The following is a 24,721-nucleotide window of genomic DNA, read 5'->3' as shown; positions in this document are numbered from 1 at the left end:
ATTTGAGTAATATGAAATCCGCTTAATCACGAACTTAATCAGACATAACCCTTAGTTAGAATTAGGATTTACTGGTATCTTAAATTGGACAGGAGTTTCTTGAAGTTCAGAAAATCCAAAACCAAAATCTATCTCTTCCCCCATCTCTGCTTCCGAAAATTTTTGGCGTTTAATTTCTTTTTGTAGCCAATTTACAAGTTGATGATAATGTTCCGGTGGTACTACCCACTCAGTATTGTTGTTGTTTCTTACCACCCATGCTCTTCTTGGTTCTCTTAGTTTGTCAATAAATGCTCGGATTGGATTGTGCATATTCTCATCTGTTCTATATTTTTCTGTCAGTGCTGAATAATTAATAGTATGTGGTTCTATTTCCGAGATAGCATAGTAAAAATTGTTGAGAAAATCTGAACCTTTTCCTTTCACATTCAAAGTCACCATTTCTACCGCAGCTTGCAAATCCTCGTCTTCTGCTAGAAAAGACTCTCTACCTGCATTATTTACTTTGGCAAAGGATGTTCTAACCTCTCTAATAGAGGTAGCAATAGAATTACCAACAACAGCGACAGGAGAGCGACGTTCTTCCGGTGGTACCAACTTAGTAACAATTGCCGTTCCCAACATAATTGCCATTCCATCTACTCCTACTGCAATTAACAAAGCTATGAAAGCAGCTTCCTCCTGATTCCTTACTTTAAGATATGGAGCAAGTAAGGAAATTTCCGATCCTTCATCTATGTAGTCACCACGCTTTAATTCAGGATAATTATTACGAAATTCTTGTGGTGCAGAAGATAGAGCTTTTCTATCATTGTTCAGGATATCCTTTGGTTCGAGCTTTTCAAAATTGTATTCAAACAATGGACGCAGTTCATTAACTGTATTCTGAAAATTTTCAGCTTTAATCTCTTTGTCTAGAGCTAGCTTATCTAGTTTCCTTGCTTGCTGTCCATAACCAACCTCTCCGGTGGTAATGCCTCTTTGTTTTTCTGCTTCGGCAATTGCCCTCTGATTGTTAGCTTCTTGCTGTAAATCTCGAAGATGGTCTTTTATTGGCGTGTATACCTCTGAAACTAATCTGTTATGAGCTTCGATTGCGCGATCCATAGCCCGCTTTTCATTCGTTTCTTGAGCTAATTCTCCATAATAAGTAAAAAAGCTAGTATAAACACTGGCGCTAGCTAGTATGATAATCGCCAACCATTTGCGTAAAGGAGTACGCTTTGCGGTTAATCCAGCTTGTAAGAGAAACAACATTAGTTGAACAGCACCACCAACAGTCCAAGCTAAATATACTGGTAATATCTGTATCGCTCCCAAGATAGTTGTGGCACCGCTGCCAAAGTTAAAAAATGTTAGTACAACCATTAAGAGTAAGTCGCGCTCTTCTTGGGGTTGATTCTTACGACTAGAACGACGCTGAGAGATATTTGTCATAATTAGTTTATTTTTTTTCTGATATTAAAACAATTATAATATTGAGGCTCTTAACAATAGATATCTCTAGGAAAGAGGGAGTAAGGGCGATTTCCTGCGGAATGCTGCGCAAACGTGAATTCTCTGTACAGGAGTAAGGAAAAATAATTAATGAATAAGAGTGCGATAATTGATTTTATTTTTTATTATTGGAGATGTCTATTAGATAGATATCTCTCAAAATCATCAACCCTTTTTCAAACCTTTGTAAGATGTTGAATTTAACGCTCCTAGATTCTTTTTTGGAAATGCCTATATAGATAATTTTAATGGTAATATTCCAGATTTAACAATCAATTATCAAAATAATATGAGTCGCGCAACCCCGCCTTTTAAGGCGAAATATTTTTGGATAGTTACTCAAATCCCCTATTTCCCGTCCTAGGAGCTAGGGGTGGGTTAACTTCTGACTTCTGACTTCGTTAAAGCAGTTCCCATGATAGAAGAAAGGGGGTGTATATTTCCCCTCTTCTTGCAGGAGAGGTCTTCATTTGAAAATTCAATAAAAGAGTAGATAATATATGAAATGATGTCCCTAATTGTAGAGTTAGAGGTATAAATTTATGACCTTATGGTCTGTAATAATTTACGGTAGAACCAAAGAAGCAGATTATCGTTTTCTGGCCATCCCTGATGATTTTGGAAAAGAAGAACAGAATTGGGCACGCAAATATATTCATGGGACTACAGTATATCGAGAGAAGTTACCGGGGAATCCTCGTTGGTCTCTATTTAAAAATCATAAGCATTGTGTTTTCGGCGTAACTTGTATGGCTAAAGAATTGATTGGTTCCAAGCGAGGGTATGAACATATGGCCAAGGATGGTGGTGGGCGACCACTCCATATTTTTGTTGGTTATGTTGCTCAGATCAACAAATATAATTTTAATTCATTGAAAATTTTGCCTGGCTTAGAAAACTTTGAATTTTTTAAGCCTGAGTATTTATTAATATCTTTAAAAAAATCATGGCATCTCAAAGATTACCAAATAATTAACGGAAAGATTGATGAATATCCTTATAAGGAGGAACTAAACTATTTTAGAGTGACAGAATCTATAGGTTATATTGATAAATTTATACCCCCAGAATTTATCCCGTGTTTGGAAGGAGAAAATCGAGCTTTTATTTGCCCTGACAATCCAGAGAATAGACAAAAATTGTGGGAAAACTGTTGTAAGTTCTTTGATTATCCACATAAATATATACCTGTCTCTCTTTGCCTGGGTCTTCCCCAAAACAAAGATGTTTTAGAAGGACCATTCTCAAATGCCACAACTTATAATTCTGATCTAACTCAACATCTAAAGTTATCTAAGTTACCTAAACGGAATTCAAAAGTTATAAATGATTCCTCAAACATTACAAAAATTGACAACAGAGATGGTTCCAATAGAAGAGATACCTCCAGTAATTCACTTGATACTCTTATAAAAAGGTTATTATATTCTATTTCCTGGAAACGTATAATTACAATATTATTAATCTCAATTGTTATTTTTTTGATACTCTTAGTTACCAGGCAAAACTATATATTAGCTATAGCTATAGTTATCAGTATAATATTTGGCTTTTATCTAGGAATAATATTTGACCACATTACAACTAAAGATTCAATAACTTCAATAACTAAAAATAAAAAAAACCGTCGTTGATATTCAAATTTCCAAATATCATTAGTTGAGTCAAGAAGAGCAAAATGTCTGAGAAAATTAAAATTCTAATGCTAGGAGATTCACGTTCAGGCAAAACCTGCTTTATGGTAGGAATGTATACAGCTATTCAAGATAGCAGTACATTCAGCCTCAAAGCAACTGATCCAGATGAAGGCATTCGACTAACTCTTTTATGGTCAGCAATTGTGGACGGAACTGGTGATGAACGTTGGCCTCCAACTGCCGATCAAAATACAATCTACAACTTTGAACTTTGCTACGCATACAAACCATTGATAGATTTTGAGTGGCTGGACTACCGTGGTAGTTCTATGTTAGACCTATCTAGTGACGATAATGTTAGAGAACTTAGAGATTATGCTGCTGAATCTAATGGCTTTTTCTTCTGTATATCAGGTAAATATTTAAAAGATCCAGTTACTGATGCTAATCTGCAAAAGATTGCAATTCAAAGTAAAGCTAACCTCATGGGTAAGTATCTTCAATATTTGAGTATTGATAGAAGACCAGCTCGAAAAAAATCTTTTCCAATTATTATTATTGTTACTCAGTATGACTATTGTTATCGTAGAGAAAAAAGAGAATTAATGGAAGATGTCAAAAAAATGTTTCCTCCTTTATTTGCTCCCAATTCTGGTTGGTTAGTAATGATATGTCCAATTACTTTAGGTAAGGAGCTTGCTCAAGACAAAGATAATGGAAAAATTGAACCTAAAAATCTTGATGTTCCTGTAGCTTTTGTATTATATTGTATCTTGGCAGAACAGGCGCGATCGCAGCAGCAAGAAGTTAGAAAAATTGAGGATCAACTTGATATTTTAGAAAGTAGTAATCTAATTAAGAAATGGATTAATAGAGCTGAAATTAGGGCGCTGGATAGAAAGTTAAAAAAAGCGGATATACAACTAAAAAAAACTATACAAATGATAAAAATACTAGAACAAGATTTAAGTAGTAATTTAAGTAGTACAGATATTTATTTAAGTGGAAAAAAAATCAAAATTGATTTGAATTAATTTTAGTAGTTGTGCAAAATAAATTTACTCATCGAGAATAGCAACAAGCAATAAGGGATTAATGTGTAATAATTTTTTTAGATTTCCCACATATCTTTTTTTTCTCTAGAGTTTCCACCTTTGGGTTGTTGCAACTTAAATAACTCATTTTTTACATCTGATAGTTCTTGATTTAGCTGTTTTATTTGAGACAAAAAATTTTTCCTTTCTTGCTCCAACCTCTCCTTTTCAGTTTGCAAGTGAAAAGATTTGTAATGAGACAAGTTTAACTGCTCTTCTAATTCTTTTTTCTGAGTTTGTAAGTCAGAATATTGTTGATTTAACCCTTCTATTTGGGATGAAAATACTCTATTCTCTGACTCCAGTTTGTCTATTTTACTTTGCAGTAGGGAACGATTAGACTCTGAATTTTCTAATTCCTTTTCTAATTCTTCTTCCTGAGTTTGTAAGTCATAATATTGTTGAATTACCCCTTCTATTCGGCATAAAATCCCTTGATTTTCTGCCTCCAATTTGTCTATTTTACTTTGCAGCAGGGAGTGATTAGACTCTGAATTTTCTAATTGCTCTTCTAATTCTTTTTTCTGAGTTTCTAAGTCAGATTGTACTTGATTTAACCATTGTGTTTGAGACAAAAGTCCTCTATTTTGTACCTCCAATTCTACTCTTTTTGACTGTGCCTCAGATAATTGAAATTGTAGTTGAGAGAGTTGAGATTTATATTGCCCTAATTGAGATTCCATTTTCTGCCATAAAGTCCTAGCCCAAGAAATTTTATCTTGTTCCTTCTGAGCAAAATACTCTGGTAATTGAAAATCTATCGGATATGGAGTTAAATCCCAACCACAAGTAGAACAATACTTAACCTTTCCTGTAGTAAATTTAGTATCACATATCGGGCATTGTTCCATAGTATTTAATTTTTTCTATGAGTCAATTATATTATTTATAGACGTAGTTGTAAATTTTTTCACTTACCTACTTAATTTCCGACCTAAAAAATAGTATTGAAGCCATTTATCCTGACCAATCAATGAAGTTAATAGTCCCTGATTCCAGAAGGGACTGATAACTGATAACGGATAACTGAATTAATGGAGTCTCGCGATGCCTAAAATCAAAATATTACAAGAAGATCAATCTTATACTTTTCAGTCTTACTTTGACTTACCTTATGAAGCTGATGAAATCTTAGCAGAGTTAAATTATTCATTAGTTAAATCTCGTTTATCTTTGCCAAGGACAACCAAAACATTAGAAATTTTATCCGAAGTACAGAATAAACTAGAGAATATTTTACCCTTTGTTAGTTTAAGTAATGAAACTGCTAGACGAGAAATTTTAGTCTCTCCAATTTTATTGGAAATTGTTCATTATTGTCATTGTCAGTTAAGAATTGAATATTATCTGAAAGTCAATGATTGGTTGAAAGGTAATTTGGATTATTTATTACGTTCTACCAATAGTTTATTAGTTATTGAAGCGAAAAATGATGATTTAACTAGAGGTTTTACTCAGCTAGCTGCCGAGTTAATTGCATTAGCTGAAGTCGAAGAAAACAATATTTTTTATGGCGCAGTCACAATGGGAGATATCTGGCGTTTTGGTAAATTAAATAAAGCCGAAAAACAAATTACACAAGATATTAATTTATTTAAAATCCCAGACGATATAAAAGACTTGGGGAAAGTTTTAGTGGGTATTTTGGAAGGAGTAGAGAATTAAAATATTTTAATTATAAAAATTAATATGGCATTTCCCGATGTTATCAGGTACACCCATCGCGGGCAAGATGCCTATATGTTATGAGGTAAAACCATCGCGGGCAAGATGCCCGCACTATAAGACTTTACTCTTCATACCTTGTACTTTATTTATCCGAAATTTGCTGTATATTATTAATGTTTAATTATCATTAACCTCGATAGGGTATTTCAACTTATGAGCAAACAATAATGTCTCAAGTCTTCTCTTTACAAAGGGATGAAAAAAATATTCGATTCAATATTTTAAGCCTCTAGCTTTCCTGCGGAATGCTGCACAAACAACCAGAGATACTGATAACTGATAACTGAAATGACTACTGTATTAAATCTTAATCCAATTACAAAACTAACTAGAGAACAATTTGTTCAATTGTGTCAAGCTAATCCTGAATTACAATTAGAAAGAAATACTCAAAGAGAATTAATTATTATGTCCCCAGTAGGTGGTGAAAGTGGTCAAAAAGAAGCTAATTTGATTGTTGATATTAGCCTTTGGAATCGTCAAACTCAGTTAGGAATAGTTTTTAGTTCTTCTACTATATTTAGTTTACCAGGAGGAGGCGACCGCTCCCCTGATGTTGCTTGGGTATCTTTAGAAAAATGGGAAAATCTTACTCAACAAGAAAGAGAAAGTTTTCCTCCTATTTGTCCAGATTTTGTGATTGAATTACGGTCTAAATCCGATCGACTTCCACCTTTACAAGCAAAAATGAGAGAATATTTAGCATCAGGTTTATTGTTAGGTTGGTTAATTAATCCTCAACAAAAACAAGTAGAAATTTATCGTCAAAATCAAGAGGTAGAAATTGTAACTATGCCTATTATGTTATCAGGTGAAAATGTTTTACCTGGATTAAATGTGATGTTAGATTATTAAGAAGTAAGCATTTCCTGGGGACTGCTGCGCAAACAGCTATAGCAATCCTATTTGGGTGCATCTCAATGCGTGAATAAAGCCAAAAAGTTATTGCTTTTAGGGAACAGGGAACACCGGATCTGGGAACAGGGAATATATAGGAAAAAAGTATTTTTGCTTGCTATGAGATGCACCCTCCTATTTTATTTGTGTATAAAAATCTTACCGCTTTTAGGGAACAGGGAACAGGTAGGGGTTTCAGTTTTTTTATCTACTTTTTGGTTTTTTACAACTTATTTAGGATTGTTATATTAGCAGTCAGCTATCAGCTTTTGAACTTATGCAAGCAACGACTTTGTGCTTTCAAGATAATGAATTATATAATAACTCATAGGGTGCATCTCAATGCGTGAATAAAGCCAAAAATTTATCGCTTTTAGGGAACAGGGAACACCGGATCTGGGAACAGGGAATATATAGGAAAAAAGTATTTTTGCTTGCTATGAGATGCACCCAACTCATAGCTAATAGCTAACCGCTGAATGCTTTTTTTTTAAAAGTTAATTATAATAATTCTCTATTAGCTTTTCTAAATCAGATTAGGTATAAACTATTGCATTGCATAAATTCCTAAATTTATTTATAATATCATTTATATGTTATTCCTAATTTCCTATTCGAGACAATTTAGAGATTGAAAAAAAAGATAATATGAAAATTATCAAAGGTACTTGGAATTATTTATTTTGGTTAGGACCAATTTTAACTATTATCGGTGTATCAGCAGGTGTTGTTTCAGGAACTTGGGAACCTATACCATTAAGTTTAATAACTACTGGCATAGTCATAATTGGTTTGTGGATTTTTTATCAGGTTTATTCAGTAGAACAAAACTCAACTACAACCTGGTGGAGTGGCCGAGCAACCGAAGCAGGTACAAACGCAATTTTTGCCACGATTTCTGTATTAGTAATTCTGGGATTAATTAACTTTCTAGCAGTTCGCTACGAAACTAGAATAGACTTTACTGAAAACCAAAAATTTACATTATCACCACAAACTATTGAAGTATTAGAAAATCTCGAACAACCAGTCAAGCTTTGGATATTTGACCGAGGGGAAAATCCTCAATACACTCAACTGATAGAAAACTATCAAAGACAGGGAAATGGTAAATTTAATTTTGAGTTAGTAGACCCCCAGGAACAACCAGGAAAAGCTAACGAATTTGGAGTTCAACAGTTAGGAGAAATGCATCTTGAAGCAGGAGAAAGAAAAGAAGTTATTATTAATAGAAAACTAGAACCTCTCACAGAATCTAAACTAACTAATAGCATAGAAGAAATACTCGGCGACAAAGTTTTAAAAATATACTTTATTCAAGGTCACGGTGAAAGAGAATTAGAAGAAGGGCAAAGAGGCTTTTCCGAAGCTCTGAAAGCTCTTGAAAATAAAAAATATATAGTAGAGTCGATAAATTTGGCAAGTATTTCTCAAGTACCTGAAGATGCAGATGTAATAATTATTGCCGGTCCGCAAAGAGAATTTTTAGAGGCAGAAGTTACCGCTTTAAGAGACTATTTAGATCGAGGTGGTGGTCTGTTTATCATGTTAGATCCAAGCACTAACCCTGGGTTAGATGATTTATTTGAAGAATGGGGAGTATTAGTTGACGATCGCCTGGCAATAGATGACCCAAATATTGGTCGGTTAGTAGGTCTTGACCCTTGGGTGGTATTAGTTAGCAGCTATGGAGAACATCCTATTACTGATGATTTTAGTAATGGTATTTCATTGTATCCTTTTGCACGGCCTATAGAAAGTGAAACCGTGGATGGAATAGTAGAAAGTCCTCTAATTTGGACTAATGACCAAAGTTGGGCCGAAACAGATTTAAGGGGTCAGTTACAGTTTAATGAGGGTCGCGATCGCCTTGGACCATTATCTATAGGTGTAGCTTTTACTCGTTCTTCTGCTGTGGAAAAAAGTAATGAAACAGGATTGGACCTTACTCCTATTCCTCCACTTCCTGGTCAACCACCGAATGAACCTGTGGCAAATTCTAATTCAGAGTTAGAAGAGCAAAAAGAGATAACTTCAGCAGAAGTTATTCCCCCACTTCCTGGTCAACCACCAGATGAATTTGACCCTACAGAAATAGTAGAAAAATCAGAAAATACATCTGAAGAAGCGCGTTTAGTAGTGTTAGGAAATTCTCAATTTGCAACAAATGGTTGGTTTCAACAACAACTCAATAAAGATGTTTTTCTTAATTCAGTTTCTTGGTTAGGTAAATCAGAACAAGAAACTCTTTCTATTAGTCCGAGAAAAAACACAAATCGTCGTATTGCAATGAAGTTGGTACAAGCTAGATTTTTAAGTTGGATGGCAGTAGTTATTTTACCACTTTTAGGGTTTACAATTGGCGGAATAATCTGGTGGCGAAGACGATAATGAATTTAGAATTTAGAATTTAGAATTTAGAATTCTGAATTCTGAATTCTATAGCTACTCCAGTTCATTAATGAGCTGGATTAGCTATTTTTAAGCATATCCGATCGAGGTCTACCTTTTTGTAGCATTCTTTTTTCAAATTGGTAGTACAACTGACGTTCGGGAATATTTTTACTGAATAATTAACGTTTAAAGTCTCTCCTTTAAAGGAGAAAAAAGCGGTCGAGGGATGGCTAGGTTTCCTCACTATATCCAATGGACCAAGAGAAGAAAAAATTTTTCCTACCGCGTCAATACTCTTCTTTTAAAGGAGAGGTGATTATTAATTATTAATTATTAATTATTAATTATTAATTATTAATTATTAATTATTAATTATTAAACTGCTCCCTCAAACTAAATAATATGAAAATCAAGAGAACAACTTTAACATTAATATTAACAGCACTTGCTTTAGGTGGGTTTGTTTATTTTTATGAAATTAGAGGTAAGCAGCAACAAACTGAATTGCAAGAACAACAAAAGCAGGTATTTGATTTTGATTCAGAAGAAATTCAGGCTATTTCTATCAAACAAGAATCAGAAATATTAACTTTAACAAAGGATGAAAATGCCGAAGAAACAACTTGGAAAATAACTGCACCTGTAGAAAAAGAAGCAGCTCTACCAACAGTAGAATTTTTGTTAGACCAAATAACAGGATTAAAAAGCGATCGCTCTATTAATACTCCTGTTTCTCAGTTATCTGAATATGGTTTAGAAAAACCAGAAATTACTGTAGAAATTAAACTTCAAGATGAGCGAACTAGGAGATTGTTTTTAGGAAAAGCAGATTTTGATGGTACTTCTATATATTCTCAAGTAGAAGCAGAAGGAGAACCACCAAAAGAGGTGTCTGTTTTATTATTATCTGTCAATTTCAAAAATGTTTTAACTAAACCAGTTGCAGAATGGGAAAAACAAGAAAAATCGGAAGAATCATCTACAGAAACAGAAGAATCTATCGAGAAAAAAGATGAACCAGAAACAGCTAAACCATCCTCAGAAAAATCTACCGAGCAGTTAGAAGAATCTACTGAAAAAAAAGACGACCTGCAAATAGAAAAATCATCTCCTAAACCGGAGCTATCTCCTTCACCTAATGATGATTATTTACTGACAGAATAGACATCTCCAATAATAAAAAATAAAATCAATTATCACACTATATAAATCAATTATTTCCTCCTACATTGTTTTGGATAAATCTGCTTTAAAAATGAGCCTTTATGGAAAAAACGTTCCACAATTACTCAAGGAAAAACAATTAAGCTAATTATTGAAGTTGTGAGTACAAATTGGCGTGATGATTATGGTCATAAATTAATTGATTATGAGAAATTAGAAATACCAGAATATTGGATAGTTGATTATTTAGGATTATGAGGAAAACGTTATATCGGCGACCCCAAACAGTCAACTTTGTCAATTTATCAGTTAATTGATGGGGAATATCAAGTACAACAATTTAGAGGAGATAAAAAAATTATTTCTCCTACATTTCCAGAGTTTAAATTAACTGCCCAAAATATTTTTGCAGTAGGAGATTAAAAAAATAGAAAATCTGATTTTTGATATCCTAGTGTCGCTACGCGGAAGTTAAAAGTCAAAAGTATTGATTTGTAATTGTTTTAGGATAATGAGTTACAGTTGTTTTTCTTCTTTATCGATTCCTACGGAACCATAATTACTACTCCCTACTCCCTACTTCCTAAAACCAAGGAGTTTTGCACCTCACGCTTTTTGGGAATTGCTATATGTTAATTATTTAATTATTTAATTATTTAATTATTTAATTATTTAAGTGTTACTTAAGTATAGTATTCTTTCTTCAAATTGGAATAACAGATGTAATAAATGTCTGTATTATCCTCCAGTTAATTAAGCTACTTTTACTCGAAATAGATGAAACGTAATAGCCAGAACTGCTAAAATATTGAAAAACATTAGACTTAAATTCAATAAGACCCAAATTTCCAGAGTAAATTCCCCGATTATGACATAACAACCATGACTCAAACTGCACTTAATCTAGGGACAACAGTAACCGACACCCAAAACGACGTTGAACTGCGTAAAGTATTCAAAGTGTTTGAAGGCCATACAGCAGTAAGAGGTGTGGACCTGAATATCCGTCAAGGAGAATTTTTTAGTATTCTTGGCCCTTCTGGCTGTGGCAAGACCACAACATTACGCTTAATTGCTGGGTTTGAATCCCCATCAGCAGGTGAAATAATGATTAGGGGAGTATCCATGAATCAAACTCCCCCTTACCGTCGCCCTGTAAATACTGTTTTCCAAAGCTACGCTCTATTTAATCATCTCAGTGTCAAAGATAATATTGCCTTTGGACTAAAAATTAAACGTTTAGGAAAAACTGAAACTGAGGAAAAAGTGGCACAAGCTTTACGACTGGTAAAAATGGAAAAATTTGCCGATCGCTATCCCAATCAAATATCTGGTGGGCAACAACAAAGGGTAGCTTTGGCAAGGGCATTGGTAAATCGTCCTGCAGTATTATTATTGGATGAACCTCTTGGTGCCCTAGACTTGAAATTACGCAAACAAATGCAAATGGAATTGTCTAGCTTACATCGAGATTTAGGCGTTACATTTGTGATGGTAACTCACGATCAAGAAGAAGCTATGAGTATGTCTGACCGTATTGCGGTGATGCACGAAGGTAGAATAGAGCAGATAGGTTCCCCTCAAGAAATTTACGAGCGGCCTGAAAGTCCTTTTGTAGCAGATTTTATTGGAGAGACGAATTTATTTCAGGGTAGAATTGAATTTATCGATCATTCAAATATAGTAGTTGAGACAGATCGTGGTATTCAAATTGTTGTACAACAGTCAACAGTTAGTGAAGAAGCAAAAAATGGAGAGATTTATGTAGGTGCTTCCGTAGTCGTCAGTGTGCGGCCAGAAAAAATAGATCTAAGTCTTTATTCCCCAGATGTATCAGAAAATTGTTTTGAAGGTAGGTTAATCAATGTAATGTATATGGGAACTCATGTATATTATCATGTAAATTTGTTGTCAGGCGATCGCATGACGGTAAGACAACCCAATACAGAAGGAACTTTGCCCAGCGCAGATACTCCTATCTATCTTTATTGGGCAAAACAAGATTGTTTAGCTCTCAGCGAGACAAGATAACAAATAACGTAAACTAAATTTTCACTATTGATTGAAAAATTACCGATCCTTTACAAGGAGAAAAAAGCGGTCGTAGTGCAGCTTCCCGTAGGGTGGGATGGCGAGGTCTCCTCGACATATCCAATCGACCAAGAGAAGAAAAAATTTTCCTTCAGCGTCAACCCTCTTCTTTTCAAGGAGAGGTAATTGTTAATTATTAATTATTAATTATTAATTGTTAAAAGTGCCTCCAACTAATTTCGAGAAATATCGGGGAAATGTGATTGCTACATCTGTTGACAAGCAAGATGCTGGCACTTCTAGACGTCAATTTCTCAAAACGTCAGTAGCTACCATCGCAGCTTCAGCTCTTTCTAGTTGTGGTTGGAGATTAGCTGAAGTCAAATCCAACCCCCGAATGCAGGGAGATTCAGATTTACTTTATATCTATACTTGGGCAGGTTATACAGACCAGGATTTGCTCGATCGCTTCTACGATGAAACAGGAATCAAAGTAGTTGCAGATGTGTTTGACTCTAATGAGTCGATGCTAGCTAGAATACAAGCTGGAGGTGGTGGAGCATATAGCATCATCTATCCATCTGATTATATGGTGCAAAAAATGGAATCTCTGGGTTTGTTGACAGAGTTAGACCATTCTCTAATTCTGGGTTTAGACGATCTGTTCCCAGAATTTCAAGACCCTATATATGACCGTGGTAATACCTATAGTGTACCCATAAGTTGGGGTACTACTGGTTTAATTTACAATAGCAAACTGTTACCAACTGCCCCCACTGACTGGGAGTATCTCTGGGAAAATCAAGATTTAATATCGAAGCGCCTGACTCTAGTTAATGACGTGCGGGAGGTGATGGGGTGTGCTTTGCGAAAGCTGGGATATTCCTATAACTCTACCAATATAGAAAGTATCAGGGGAGCTTATGAAGAGTTACTCATACTTAGACCAGCGATCGCTTCTTTTACTACAGATGGTTGGCGTTCTCAAATTTTGGTAGAAGATTTATTGATAGCCATGTGTTATTCTTCTGATGCTGCAGAAATTAAACCAGAAAATGAAGACTTAGAATATATTACTCCCCGCAGTGGTTCATCTCTGTGGATGGATACATTAGTAATTCCGAAAAATGCTCCTAACCCTGATGGTGCCTATCAGTGGATTAACTTTATGTTACAGCCAGATATAGCTGCTGAAATTGTGGAGAGACTCAGTTTTGCTACACCTTCTCGGATAGCTTATCAAAAATTACCGGAAGAACTAAAAGAAGATCCTACTTTGTTTCCCCCAGAGTCAATTATTGAAAAGTGTGAAAGTTTAGCTCCACTGGGTGAATATGAAGAGGTTTATGATGAATACTGGACGAAGTTAAGAAGTGGATAACGAAGTCAGAAGTCAGAAGTCAGAAGTCAGAAGTTATTTTTGTAACGGGGATTTGAGCAACCCTCCAAAAATATTTCGCCTTAAAAGTCAGGGTTGCGCGACCCATATTATTTTGATAATTGAAAGAAGGAGGAATTCAATAATTGATAATTGATAATTGATAATTGATAATTACCTCTCCCTAAAACGGATAGGATTGAATAAAAGAAAAATTTTTTCTTGTTTATCCACGGCGAGTGAGAGGCTTTAAACCTTAATTATTCGGTAAAGAAGAAGGAGGAATTCAATAATTGATAATGGATAATTGATAATTAATAATTATCTCTCCCTAAAACGGATAGGATTGAATAAAAGGAAAATTTTTTCTCGTTTATCCACGGCGAGTGAGAGGCTTTAAACCTTTGAATTTTGACTTGACAAAAGAACCCAATGCTTGAGAAATTTTCCAATTTCGATAATATTATTTTTGAATTTTGACTTTTGAATTTTGACTTGATAAAAGAACCCAATGCTTGAGAAATTTTCCAATTTCTACAATATTATTTTTGAATTTTGACTTTTGAATTTTGACTTGATAAAAGAACCCAATGCTTGAGAAATTTTCCAATTTCTACAATATTATTTTTGAATTTTGACTTTTGAATTTTGACTTGACAAATATGACTACACCTACTAAATCATCTGCTCCAGCTTTCCCTAATTTTCTGTCCAAACATGGTATAAGTCAAACATTTTCTAAACTGTTGGGTCCTTTAGTTTTATTGGGCCCGGCAGGTTTATGGTTACTGTTAATATTAGTTTTGCCAACTTTAGTAATTTTCCAACTGAGTTTAGTAGAAAATATTCGGCCGGGAGATTTAGTAAATCCTGATGGTATTGGCAACTATTTACGAGTATTTGACCTGATTAATTTAAAAGTAATTTGGCGTTCAATTTATTTTGCTACAGGTACAACAATTTTATGTTTATTATTGGGATTTCCTGTAGCCTATTGGATTGCTTTAATGTCACCCAAACAGTGGCGAAATTTACTTTTATTAGGTTTTGTTTTGCCCCTTTGGACTTCATCTTTATTACGCTCTTATGCTTGGATTACAATTTTACGACCCACTGGTGTATTAAACTCAGTTATTGGCATTATCGGATTACCTCCTTTAGAAGTATTGAATCGAACTCCGGCTGTTTTTATTGGTATGAGCTATAGTTATTTACCTTATATTGTGACTATTCTTTATGCTTCTTTAGAAAAGTTAGACCGGAGATTATTAGAAGCATCGGCAGATTTAGGAGCAACCCCTATACAAACTTTTTGGAAAGTGACTGTTCCTCAAAGTTTACCTGGTATTGCTGCTGGTTCTTTATTAGTTTTTATTAGTTCTTTAGGAGATTTTGTTGACCCTGAATTATTGGGTGGTGCTTCTAGTATGACGGCTGCTCGATTAATTTATAATCAATTTTTAGGAGCTACTCAAAATTGGGGGTTTGGCTCTGCTTTAAGTATGGTTATGATTTTTGGGGTAAGTATAGCGATCGCTCTTTTACTAAAATTTGGCGATGGTAAACCCTCTAAGTAAAGTCAAAAGTTAGAAGTCAAAAGTTAAAAGTAATATAGCAGTTCTTTAATCTATGAGGTACAGTATAAAGTCAAAAGTTAGAAGTCAAAAGTTAAAAGTAATATAGCAGTTCTTTAATTTATAAGACTACTCCCTACTCCACACTCCCTATTTTCAACAAAAAATCAAGATTAACTAACGACTTAAAGATGACAAATACTTTAATAAATCCAGAAGATAATATCCCAATAGATATGTCTAAATCTCAATCAAAATTTCAGATTTCTTGGCAAGTAATATTTACAATTTTAATGTTCTTTTTTATGTACTTGCCAATTTTTGTCTTGACTTTTTATAGTTTCAATAAATCTAAATATAGTGCAGGATGGGATGGTTTTACCCTGCAATGGTATGTCAAGCTTTTTCAAGATACTAGGGTTTTAAATGCTTTACAAAATAGTTTAACTGTAGCTCTTTGTGCTGTAGCTGTTTCAGCAATTATTGGTACTTTAATGGCAGTAGGTTTAGCAAAATATAAATTTAGAGGCAAATCTTTATATTTAGGTGTTTCTTATTTACCATTAATTATTCCTGATATAGCGATCGCTGTTGCGACTTTAGTCTTTTTAGCAGCATTGGCAATTAGATTAAGTTTATGGACAATTATTGCAGCTCATATTGTTTTTTGTCTAGCTTATGTGGGTTTAGTTGTCTCCACAAGATTAGCAGATTTAGACCCTAATTTAGAGGAAGCTGCCCTGGATTTGGGGGCAACTCCAGTACAAGCTTTTTTACAAGTATTGTTACCTCAATTAATACCAGGAATTGTATCTGGATGTTTGCTAGCTTTTGTACTAAGTATGGATGATTTTTTAATTGCTAGTTTTACTTCAGGAAGTGGGGCAACAACTTTGCCAATGGAAATTTTTAGTAGGATTCGTACAGGGGTAAAACCTGATATTAATGCCCTGAGTGTAATTTTAATTTTAGGCTCAGGAGCGATTGCAATTGTTGGAGAATTTTTGCGGACTAGAAGTGAGAAAAAAAATTAGTCAGTAGTTCAGGAGTCATTTCAGTTATCAGTAGACATCTCCAGAAAAGAGGGAATAGGGAATAGGGAATAGGGAATAGGGAATAGGGAATAGGGAATAGGGAATAGGGAATAGGGAATAGGGGGAAATAACTGATAATTTCTGTACGATAATTGATTTTATTTTTTATTTAGGGCTTGCTGATTAAATATAAAAGTCTTGATATATAAAGGTTTTGCCCTGTTGAGGTAGTGAAAAAGTAGCAGGTATTTGCCTAATACCATTTCTCAAAAGTTTTGCTACATTTCCTTGGGAGTAGGGAGTAGGGAGTAGGGAGTAGGGTTTAAAGGCATAAGATATTTTTGATTAATGCCGATAATCCTTGCAAACATTACTGAATCATTATTATTACTTAATAACTGAAGTTTATTGGAAGTATAGCATTATTTTTGGGAATTGGTATAAGAAAGCTCAAAAAGTGAGTATTGGGGTAAGATAGATACAGAAAAATCTTGGGATAATTTTTCGGAGTACATCCTCTACAACTCCTGATTTCTCCTAACTCTTCACTACTCCCTACTCCCTACTCCCTACTCCCTGCCGAGCGCAAAAAGACTTTTGAGCGCAAACCCTAATTATAGAGTAAAACCATGAGATTTATTAGTCCTAAAACAGATTTTGCCTTCAAAAAAATATTTGGTTCAACTGAGAGTAAAGATATCTTGATTAGCTTCTTGAATGCCCTGATATATAATGGTGAATCTGTGATTCAAGATTTGGAAATAATTGACCAATATAATCCGGGAGATACTATGAGTTTAAAAGATAGTTCTCTAGATGTGAAAGCTATCTTAAATGACGGCTCCAATGTGATTATTGAAATGCAAGTATTGAATGTTCTGGCTTTTGAAAAACGAGTAGTTTATAATCTATGTAAAACTTATGGCAATCAATTAAAAAATGGGGAAGGATATCGCAAGTTAAAACCAGTAATTTCTTTAACAATTACAGATTTTGAAATGTTTGAAGAAACAGCTAAATATATAAATCATTTTGTATTTAAAGAGAAAGATCAGTTATTTGACTATAGAGACGAAGAAGTTGCCATGATATTTGTAGAATTACCGAAATTCCCCAAAGAGTTAGAAGATTTAGAAACTATTACAGATAAATGGATATATTTTATGAAGTCAGCTCCAAGTTTAGATATAATTCCTAATACTTTGGCAGAAATAAAAGAGATAAAGCAAGCTTTAAATATTGCCAATCAAGCAAATTTATCTAGAAAAGAATTAGAGGAAGTACACAAGCGGGAATTTTTTTTGGAAGATCGTACAGGTGAAGTTCTATTAGCTCGAGAGGAGGGACTACAGGAGGGACGGCAAGAGGGACTGGAAGTTGGTAAGTTATCAATGCAAAGATTAATATTAGGTCAACTGGAGAGAAAGTTTTTAGGAGAAGTAACTGAAAAAATAACAGAAAATATTCAACAATTATCTATGGAAAGGTTAGAAGATTTAGGAGGAGCAATTTTAAGTTTTATTAGTTTGGAGGATTTGTCGAATTGGTTGGAATAATTGGAGATAAGGTGAAGCGATCGCTATTTTAATTTGACTCCTAATATTATGTCCGGGTAAGAGCGCGACCAAAAAACTTTCTCCTTTTTCTCCTCTTCCTTCTTCTTCTTTCTTCCCTCCTGACTCCTGACTCCTGACTCCTGACTCCTTCTTTCTTTTTTAACTTTTTCTACTGCTATTAAGAGTAAAATAAAAAGTTGTTCCTTGTTCCACTTGAGAAATACACCAAATTAAACCTTGGTGACAATTAATAATCCTTTTCACAATTGACAAACCAATACCAGTTCCTTCAAACTCATCATCTGAATGGAATCGCTTAAAAGGAGTAAATAATTCTGTGAATATTTCCATATTAAAACCAGCTCCATTATCTTTAATAAAATAAATTACATCTAATTTTTGTGCACATAAGTTTTTGTCTTTGTAATATAAAAAGCATTGATTAATGATTGAATCTAATTTTTGATTATCTGCGGATAAAACTCCAAATTCAATATGAGTAAAATCTTTTTTAGATGAATATTTCCAAGCATTATCAATTAAATTTTCTAAAGCTATTGTTAAAAATATTAGATCTGCTGTAGCTTTAATATTAGGCTGAATTACTAACTCAACTTTTCTGTGTGGTTCTTTTATTTGCAGTTTCCTTAGTATTTCTTGAACTATATTACTAAAATGCACTAATTCCAGAGTTATTTGACTTTTTTTAATCTTTGACAGCGTGAGTAAATCTTTAATAATTTGCTGTGTCCGAGCAGTCGATTTAAACATCAAATCAAAATAATCTTGAGCATTTTGAGTGGTATAATTATCATTTTCATATTCTTCTTGGAGAAAATGAGTTAATGACTCAATGGTTTCTAATTGGTTGCGGAAATCATGAGCTATACTATAACTAAAAGCTTCTAATTCTTTATTAGTTTCTTCCAGGGTTAATTCTAAATTTTTCCTTTCTGTAATATCTCTAACTGTAATCGCAAAACCATCCCCTAATTTAACAGCTATGAAATGATACCATTTTCCTTCTTTTTGGTCACTATAATAAATATCCTGCTCTAAAGATTTTCCAGTTTCTACTACATTAACTAAATCTGTAAATAAATCATCATTAATTCTATTTAAAAACTTTTTCAGCACTAATTTACCAATTAAATCTTGTGGTTCTCGATTAAAAGCTCTAGCAATAACTGGATTAAGAACTAAACAAGAAAAATCAATAATATTTCCTGTTCTTTTATCTCTCAATGCTTCCATCGCTGCAATACCATCAAGAGAAGAATTTAAAATACCAGAAATCAATGCTCTAGATTGATATAAAATCGCCTCTGCTTCTTGGCGTTGTTTAATTTCTTGTTTAAGATTTTCTCGTTCTATTTCTAATAGTTTTCTCTGTTTTTGAATAATTAACTGACTTTTAACCCTTGCTAAAACTTCCTCTTCTTGAAAAGGCTTAGTAATATAGTCTATTCCTCCTACTTCAAATGCTTTTACTTTATCAAAAACTTCATTTAAAGCACTAATAAAAATCACTGGAATATCCTTAGTTTTAGGATAATTTTTTAAACGTTCACAAACTTCATAGCCATTCAGATCGGGCATTTTTATGTCTAATAAAATTAAATCGGGAATGTCCGTTTCGATAGAAATTAATGCACTCTCTCCATCAATGGCTTTTTTTACCTTATAATTATTATCTTTTAAAAGAGTAGCTAAAATTTTCAAATTAGAAAGTTGATCGTCAACGATTAAAATAGTTCCTTCTGAGTTTTTTTCTGATATATTATTCATATTTTTATGATTTATCCTGATTTAAGAGATTCAATTAATTGTCTAATGGTCTTAAATTGAAAATTATCCACCAAATTAGTTAATTTTTCCGCTAATAAAGATTCTTCAACCGGAATTTGTTCTATTAATTCCAAAATCCTATCATCATCTAAAGCTTTGGCTGCATCATACAGTTCTTCTAACCATTCTATCGGCATTTTCTGTAAATCTCCTACTGTTAAACTTGGCAATTCACTGGGAGTTTTATCTGGACTTTCTAATTCATAAATATATTCCACTCCTAAATGCTTTTTCATAGTTTCAAAAATCATGGCTTCTCGGAATGGTTTTCTGACAAAATCATCACATCCTGCTGATAAAATAATTGACTTTTCTTCTTCTAATACCCTTGCTGTTAAAGCAATTATTGCTGTGGCATTTCCTTTGGTTGTGCCTTTAATTATTTGGGTGGCTTCGTAACCATCCATTACTGGCATTCTCATATCCATCCAAATTAAATGAGGTTGCCATTCTGACCAAATTTCTATTGCTTGTTTTCCATTTTCTGCTTCTTTTAATTCAAATCCTAATGGTTGTAATAATTTAATTAATAATAAACGATTTGTAGAACGGTCATCCACTATTAAGATTCTATAACGGGGTTGATTGGGCTTTAAAGCTATGACATGACGTGGATTTTCTTGAGTTTTTATATTTGTTTTATTGGCAATTTTAACTTGGATATCAAATCGAAAAGTTGTACCTTTTCCTACTTTACTTTTGACGGTAATATCTCCTCCCATTAACTGTACAAATTTACGACTAATGGGTAATCCTAATCCTGTTCCTTCTTGACTATTTTTGCCTGTTTCTGTTTGGGCAAATGCTTCAAATAATTTGCTCATTTCAGCTTCAGCTATTCCTGCTCCTGTATCTCTGACTTCAAAAATAATTGTGGCTTTTCCATGATTTTTCCCCCTTTCTAAGAATGGATTTTTTCCATGATTTTTCCCCCTTTCTAAGGAAGGATTAAGGGGGGATTCTTTTTGCCTTTCTAAGGGAGAATTAAGGAGGGATTCTTTTTGCCTTTCCAAGGAAGGATTAAGGGAGGAAAAAATCCCCCTTTCTAAAAATGGATTTTTTCCAGAACTTTCCCCACTTTCTAAGGAGGAATTAAGGGGGGATTCTTTTTGAATTTCTAAGGGAGAATTAAGGAGGGATTCTTTTTGCCTTTCTAAGGAAGGATTAAGGGAGGAAAAAATCCCCCTTTCTAAGAATGGATTTTTTCCAGAATTTTCCCCCCTTTCTAAGAATGGATTTTTTCCAGAACTTTCCCCCCTTTCTAAAAATGGATTTTTTCCAGAACTTTCCCCCCTTTCTAAGAATGGATTTTTTCCAGAACTTTCCCCACTTTCTAAGGAGGAGTTAAGGGGGGATTCTTTTTGCCTTTCCAAGGAAGGATTAAGGAGGGATTCTTTTTGCCTTTCCAAGGAAGGATTAAGGGGAGATTCTTTTTGACTCACAACTGTGACACTCACACCCCCTTCAGATGTAAATTTAATCCCATTATTGATTAAATTAATTAAGACTTGACGGAGCTTAGTTTCGTCAGTATAGATATATTGAGGTACATCATTCTGGTAGTCAAAAATTAATGTTAATCCTTTATTTTCGGCGGTTATATGTAATAAGTCTTCCAGTTCGTTTAAGAAAGAATAAAAGTCAAAATTATGGGGATAGATTGTCATTTTCCCGGCTTCAATTTTAGATAAATCTAAAATATTATTAATTAAGGTTAATAAATAGTTGCCACTTTTATTGATAATAGTTGTATTTTCTTTCTGTTCTTGAGATAAACTTTGAGAGCGCATCATAATTTGAGAAAAGCCTAAAATAGCATTTAAAGGAGTGCGTAGTTCATGACTCATATTAGCGATAAAATTGCTTTTTGCTTGATTGGCAACTTCCGCTTTTTCTTTAGCAATGGATAATTATTCCGTTCTTTCTCCAACTTTTTTTTCTAAAACAATATTTTGTTCTTGAATTAATTTTTGATTAAGTTCAGCATTTTTCAATGCTTCATTTTGTGCTTTCTCTCTTTCATCTTGAATCAGATTAATTCTATCTGCTAAAGCAAAGGAAAATAATAAGACCGATAAACTAAAAACGAAATTTGAACGGTTCTGTAGATAAAAACCATAAGGTATAAAACCAAGGGCACTAAAACAACGAATAATTATTCCTAAAAGAGGGGCAAACATAGCTAATAAAAAATATTTACTTGGCTTATATCCTTGTCTCCATCTGATCAAAGCAGTTGTTAATATTATGACACTAATAACTATGCCATTAAAAATTACGATAATATTATTCCATTTTGTTGGCATGGATATAATAATTACTATAACTAGAACTAAAGATATAATAAATAAAAATCTATCTATTTTAGGAAGATATTTTTTAGTTTTTAAGAAAGATTGGGTGAATTTTATCAAGAAAAAATACATTGATAAGACTCCGAATGATTGAATCTCAAAATAGCTAGGAAAGTCATACCAAAATAATTGATGTCCTATTTCCTCTCGACACAATTTAAAACATAAATAACCTGTAGTAAACAAGACAAAATGCAGATAACTTATGTCTTTTAAAGAAATAAATAAAAACAAGTTATAACCAATCATTATTACAATAATTCCATAACCTACTCCTAAAAATAAAAGTTGATATTGATCCTCCTGGAAAAATGTTTCTAAGGAATAAATATTTAAGGAAATAGCTAAACCTGCTTTTGAAGTTAAGCGCAGATAAATAGTTTTTTCGTTATTGTCGGTAAAAGGCAAACTGAAGATAAAAAAACGATGGTTAAATTCTCTAGTGCTAAAAGGTAAAAATCTGCCTGTTTTAATGGTTTTAAATCCTTCTTTATCTCCTTGAGGAAAATAAAAATCTACTGTACCTGTACGAGTATCATTGAAACTTAATATCCATTTTTGTGTTAAACTTGCTTGATTTTTGACTCGAAAACGAACCCAGATTGCTGATGTTTTGATACCTAAATTGGGGATATTTTTATCACTAGGAGTAAATTCTTGATTGACAACATCTTCAATAGTTAATTCCCTAGTCTGATCTTCAAATATTTCTAAATGTAATCCCAAAGGATATTTTGTATTTTCATCCGTTAAAATAACAGGATTATTGATATGTTTTAAGTTCTGATTATTTTGAGCATAAATCTTAGATGCAGAAATCAATAAACAGAAACCAACAATTATCAAAATCAAGAGTCGTTTAATAAAAGTTTTATTCATGTTATGTTACCTAATTAGGTAGTCCTGTATATGTATAGCAATGAGCGCTGGCATATTTACAAATTGCTGGAGGTGTCCAATAGCTGAAAGTGTTATATGATAAGCTTTTTATTCCCCCTGTTGCCTGTTGCCTGTTGCCTGTTGCCTGCGCACAGCGCTATAGTGATAAAATTATGGTGAAACGATCGCTTCATTTAATACCAGCCAAACTATTTTTTTTTAGTAATAATTTATCAATCAATTCTTTGGTTTGGTTGTTGATATATACTTTGGAGTTATTGGGAACAAATTGTCTTTTGCAGGCTTGACATTGATATTTCTGTAGGGGCGATCGCTCTTTGCCAGAGGCGAATTATTCTCCTGCCAAATCTAAAACTCGTTGGCGCAAGTCTTGGGAAATCCACATACCAGAAGTTTGTAAGCGTTCTACCGAGGGAGCTATTCGATCAGTTAATCCTTGAGATTTAGCTTCTAACAAAATTTTGAATGTTCCCCACACTGTAAAACTTAGATTTTGGGCTGCCCATCTGGCTAACCCATCGTCGAGTAGTAGCAAACTCTGGGTGTTAGATATGGCTAAAGCTAAAACTGCTGATTCGCCATTGCCTAAGTCGAGATTGGCTATTTCAGGTGGGATGGTAACTGGTTCTACTACTTGCAACCAAGGATATATGGCTAAATCTGGTACGTCATAGCCTCGACGCTTTCCTTCTGTTAGTTCTATAACTACTGCTTGGGGAACCGAGATACTATCGAATAAAGTTCTCAACCAATCTATGGAGCTTATTCTATGCAAATAAAGCAGGGGAGATGTATTACTGATGGCTGCTGGCACGTTCTGCCTCCAATTCTTGTAATTCTTGAGTGAAGGGAAAGACTTGATATTTATCTAAGTTGAGTAGGAATTCTACTCGGGACATTCCTGCTAGTTCGGCGGCTTTGCTATCAGACAAGCGAGTCATTTCATAGAGTTTTACTGCTGCTAGTACGCGCATTTCTTTAGCAAATGTCGCTGCGTCTGCGTTGGTGGCTTCTAATACTGATTCGGGAATTTCGATTGATATTTGGCAAGCTTTCATTGGGCTTAGATTATTTTGAATATTAATGACGATTTTATCCTAGCATATTTGGGAATTCTACGGAATATTGAATTCAGGTGTTTGTTTCGCATTTTTGGGCGATCGTGCTTACTATTGTCCAATAGTTTCTTTTCCATAACTCACCTTTTGAAGTTGAAAATCTAAATGTCTCTCAGCATCTCAATTTTCCTCGCCTACGACTAAATACCACAGCACATCAATACCTCTGCCGACATATTCTGAGTCCTGATGTTGTTGAATCCATTGAACAATAGTGGAAAAGAACATTGAAAAATAGTGTTTGTTTGGCATTTTTAGGCGATCGCCCTTACTATTGTCCAATAGTTTCTTTTCCATAACTCACCTTTTGAAGTTGAAAATCTAAATGTCTCTCAGCATCTCAATTTTCCTCGCCTACGACTAAATACCACAGCACATCAATACCTCTGCCGACATATTCTGAGTCCTGATGTTGTTGAATCCATTGAACAATAGTGGAAAAGAACATTGAAAAATAGTGTTTGTTTGGCATTTTTAGGCGATCGCCCTTACTATTGTCCAATAGTTTCTTTTCCAT

At 33.8% G+C, this 24,721-nt stretch carries 20 protein-coding genes and 1 pseudogene; 13 read left to right on the top strand and 8 right to left on the bottom strand.

Translation table 11 applies throughout. From position 1 onward, the window contains the following. Window positions 1-51: 51 nt before the first annotated feature. Entirely contained in the window at window positions 52-1,437 is a 1,386-nt protein-coding gene (locus tag F6K54_RS00420; RefSeq protein ID WP_293072939.1) for a hypothetical protein, read from the bottom strand. Window positions 1,438-2,039: 602 nt separating this feature from the next. Between F6K54_RS00420 and F6K54_RS00415 the strand changes: the two genes are divergently transcribed. Both F6K54_RS00415 and F6K54_RS00410 read left to right on the top strand, forming a co-directional pair. After that, the gene (locus F6K54_RS00415; protein ID WP_293072937.1) at window positions 2,040-3,131 is read left to right on the top strand and encodes a hypothetical protein; all 1,092 of its coding nucleotides are present in this window, start codon (window positions 2,040-2,042) and stop codon (window positions 3,129-3,131) included. A 44-nt stretch (window positions 3,132-3,175) separates the two neighbouring features. Then, window positions 3,176-4,168 carry a hypothetical protein gene (locus F6K54_RS00410; RefSeq protein WP_293072934.1) on the top strand — a complete coding sequence of 331 codons (993 nt, stop codon included), beginning with the start codon at window positions 3,176-3,178 and terminating at the stop codon, window positions 4,166-4,168. Between the two features lie 77 nt (window positions 4,169-4,245). Here F6K54_RS00410 and F6K54_RS00405 read toward each other — a convergent pair whose 3' ends face one another. After that, window positions 4,246-5,079: a hypothetical protein gene (locus F6K54_RS00405; protein WP_293072931.1), complete on the bottom strand. Its 834-nt coding sequence runs from the start codon at window positions 5,077-5,079 to the stop codon at window positions 4,246-4,248. A gap of 196 nt (window positions 5,080-5,275) precedes the next feature. Between F6K54_RS00405 and F6K54_RS00400 the strand changes: the two genes are divergently transcribed. The 11 genes and pseudogenes from F6K54_RS00400 (at window position 5,276) to F6K54_RS00350 (ending at window position 17,984) form a co-directional block, all read left to right on the top strand. Further along, entirely contained in the window at window positions 5,276-5,893 is a 618-nt protein-coding gene (locus F6K54_RS00400) for a hypothetical protein (RefSeq protein ID WP_293072928.1), read from the top strand. Window positions 5,894-6,244: 351 nt separating this feature from the next. Next, window positions 6,245-6,811, top strand: a complete 567-nt coding sequence (locus F6K54_RS00395; RefSeq protein WP_293072925.1) for a Uma2 family endonuclease — start codon at window positions 6,245-6,247, stop codon at window positions 6,809-6,811. Window positions 6,812-7,501: 690 nt separating this feature from the next. Beyond that, window positions 7,502-9,244 (top strand): Gldg family protein, encoded by a 1,743-nt coding sequence (locus tag F6K54_RS00390; RefSeq protein ID WP_293072922.1) that lies wholly within the window; start codon window positions 7,502-7,504, stop codon window positions 9,242-9,244. 405 nt (window positions 9,245-9,649) lie between these two features. Further along, window positions 9,650-10,411, top strand: a complete 762-nt coding sequence (locus tag F6K54_RS00385) for a DUF4340 domain-containing protein (RefSeq protein WP_293072919.1) — start codon at window positions 9,650-9,652, stop codon at window positions 10,409-10,411. A gap of 90 nt (window positions 10,412-10,501) precedes the next feature. Continuing rightward, window positions 10,502-10,834: pseudogene (locus tag F6K54_RS00380) on the top strand (Uma2 family endonuclease); the annotation flags it as partial. A gap of 459 nt (window positions 10,835-11,293) precedes the next feature. Then, window positions 11,294-12,442, top strand: a complete 1,149-nt coding sequence (locus F6K54_RS00375; protein WP_293072916.1) for an ABC transporter ATP-binding protein — start codon at window positions 11,294-11,296, stop codon at window positions 12,440-12,442. Window positions 12,443-12,469: 27 nt separating this feature from the next. Continuing rightward, a complete protein-coding gene (locus tag F6K54_RS00370) occupies window positions 12,470-12,628 on the top strand; it encodes a hypothetical protein (protein WP_293072913.1) in 159 nt (52 codons plus the stop codon). 76 nt (window positions 12,629-12,704) lie between these two features. Beyond that, entirely contained in the window at window positions 12,705-13,823 is a 1,119-nt protein-coding gene (locus F6K54_RS00365) for a PotD/PotF family extracellular solute-binding protein (protein ID WP_293072986.1), read from the top strand. Between the two features lie 659 nt (window positions 13,824-14,482). After that, window positions 14,483-15,397, top strand: coding sequence for an ABC transporter permease (locus F6K54_RS00360; RefSeq protein ID WP_293072909.1), 915 nt, complete (start codon window positions 14,483-14,485; stop codon window positions 15,395-15,397). Window positions 15,398-15,585: 188 nt separating this feature from the next. Further along, window positions 15,586-16,428, top strand: a complete 843-nt coding sequence (locus tag F6K54_RS00355; RefSeq protein ID WP_293072907.1) for an ABC transporter permease — start codon at window positions 15,586-15,588, stop codon at window positions 16,426-16,428. Window positions 16,429-17,057: 629 nt separating this feature from the next. Continuing rightward, the gene (locus tag F6K54_RS00350; protein WP_293072904.1) at window positions 17,058-17,984 is read left to right on the top strand and encodes an Rpn family recombination-promoting nuclease/putative transposase; all 927 of its coding nucleotides are present in this window, start codon (window positions 17,058-17,060) and stop codon (window positions 17,982-17,984) included. Window positions 17,985-18,143: 159 nt separating this feature from the next. Here F6K54_RS00350 and F6K54_RS00345 read toward each other — a convergent pair whose 3' ends face one another. From F6K54_RS00345 to F6K54_RS00320, 6 genes are all read right to left on the bottom strand, one after another. Then, window positions 18,144-19,772, bottom strand: a complete 1,629-nt coding sequence (locus tag F6K54_RS00345; protein ID WP_293072901.1) for a response regulator — start codon at window positions 19,770-19,772, stop codon at window positions 18,144-18,146. Between the two features lie 11 nt (window positions 19,773-19,783). Further along, window positions 19,784-21,736 (bottom strand): ATP-binding protein, encoded by a 1,953-nt coding sequence (locus tag F6K54_RS00340; protein WP_366558003.1) that lies wholly within the window; start codon window positions 21,734-21,736, stop codon window positions 19,784-19,786. A gap of 6 nt (window positions 21,737-21,742) precedes the next feature. Further along, the gene (locus F6K54_RS00335; protein ID WP_293072898.1) at window positions 21,743-23,065 is read right to left on the bottom strand and encodes a 7TM diverse intracellular signaling domain-containing protein; all 1,323 of its coding nucleotides are present in this window, start codon (window positions 23,063-23,065) and stop codon (window positions 21,743-21,745) included. A gap of 352 nt (window positions 23,066-23,417) precedes the next feature. Further along, complete coding sequence (locus F6K54_RS00330; RefSeq protein ID WP_293072895.1) at window positions 23,418-23,900, bottom strand: DUF3368 domain-containing protein; 483 nt, start codon at window positions 23,898-23,900, stop codon at window positions 23,418-23,420. After that, window positions 23,881-24,144 (bottom strand): UPF0175 family protein, encoded by a 264-nt coding sequence (locus F6K54_RS00325; protein ID WP_293072892.1) that lies wholly within the window; start codon window positions 24,142-24,144, stop codon window positions 23,881-23,883. The genes F6K54_RS00330 and F6K54_RS00325 overlap by 20 nt, the downstream gene beginning before the upstream one ends. Window positions 24,145-24,324: 180 nt before the next feature. Then, on the bottom strand, window positions 24,325-24,501 hold the full coding sequence (locus F6K54_RS00320; protein ID WP_293072889.1) for a hypothetical protein: 177 nt from the start codon (window positions 24,499-24,501) through the stop codon (window positions 24,325-24,327). Between the last annotated feature and the right edge of the window lie 220 nt (window positions 24,502-24,721).

Origin of the sequence: Okeania sp. SIO3B5 (assembly GCF_010692555.1) — a bacterium.
Lineage (GTDB): Bacteria > Cyanobacteriota > Cyanobacteriia > Cyanobacteriales > Microcoleaceae > Okeania.
The sequence above is the reverse complement of the archived record's forward strand: the minus strand, read 5'-3'. Positions and strand labels throughout refer to the sequence as shown.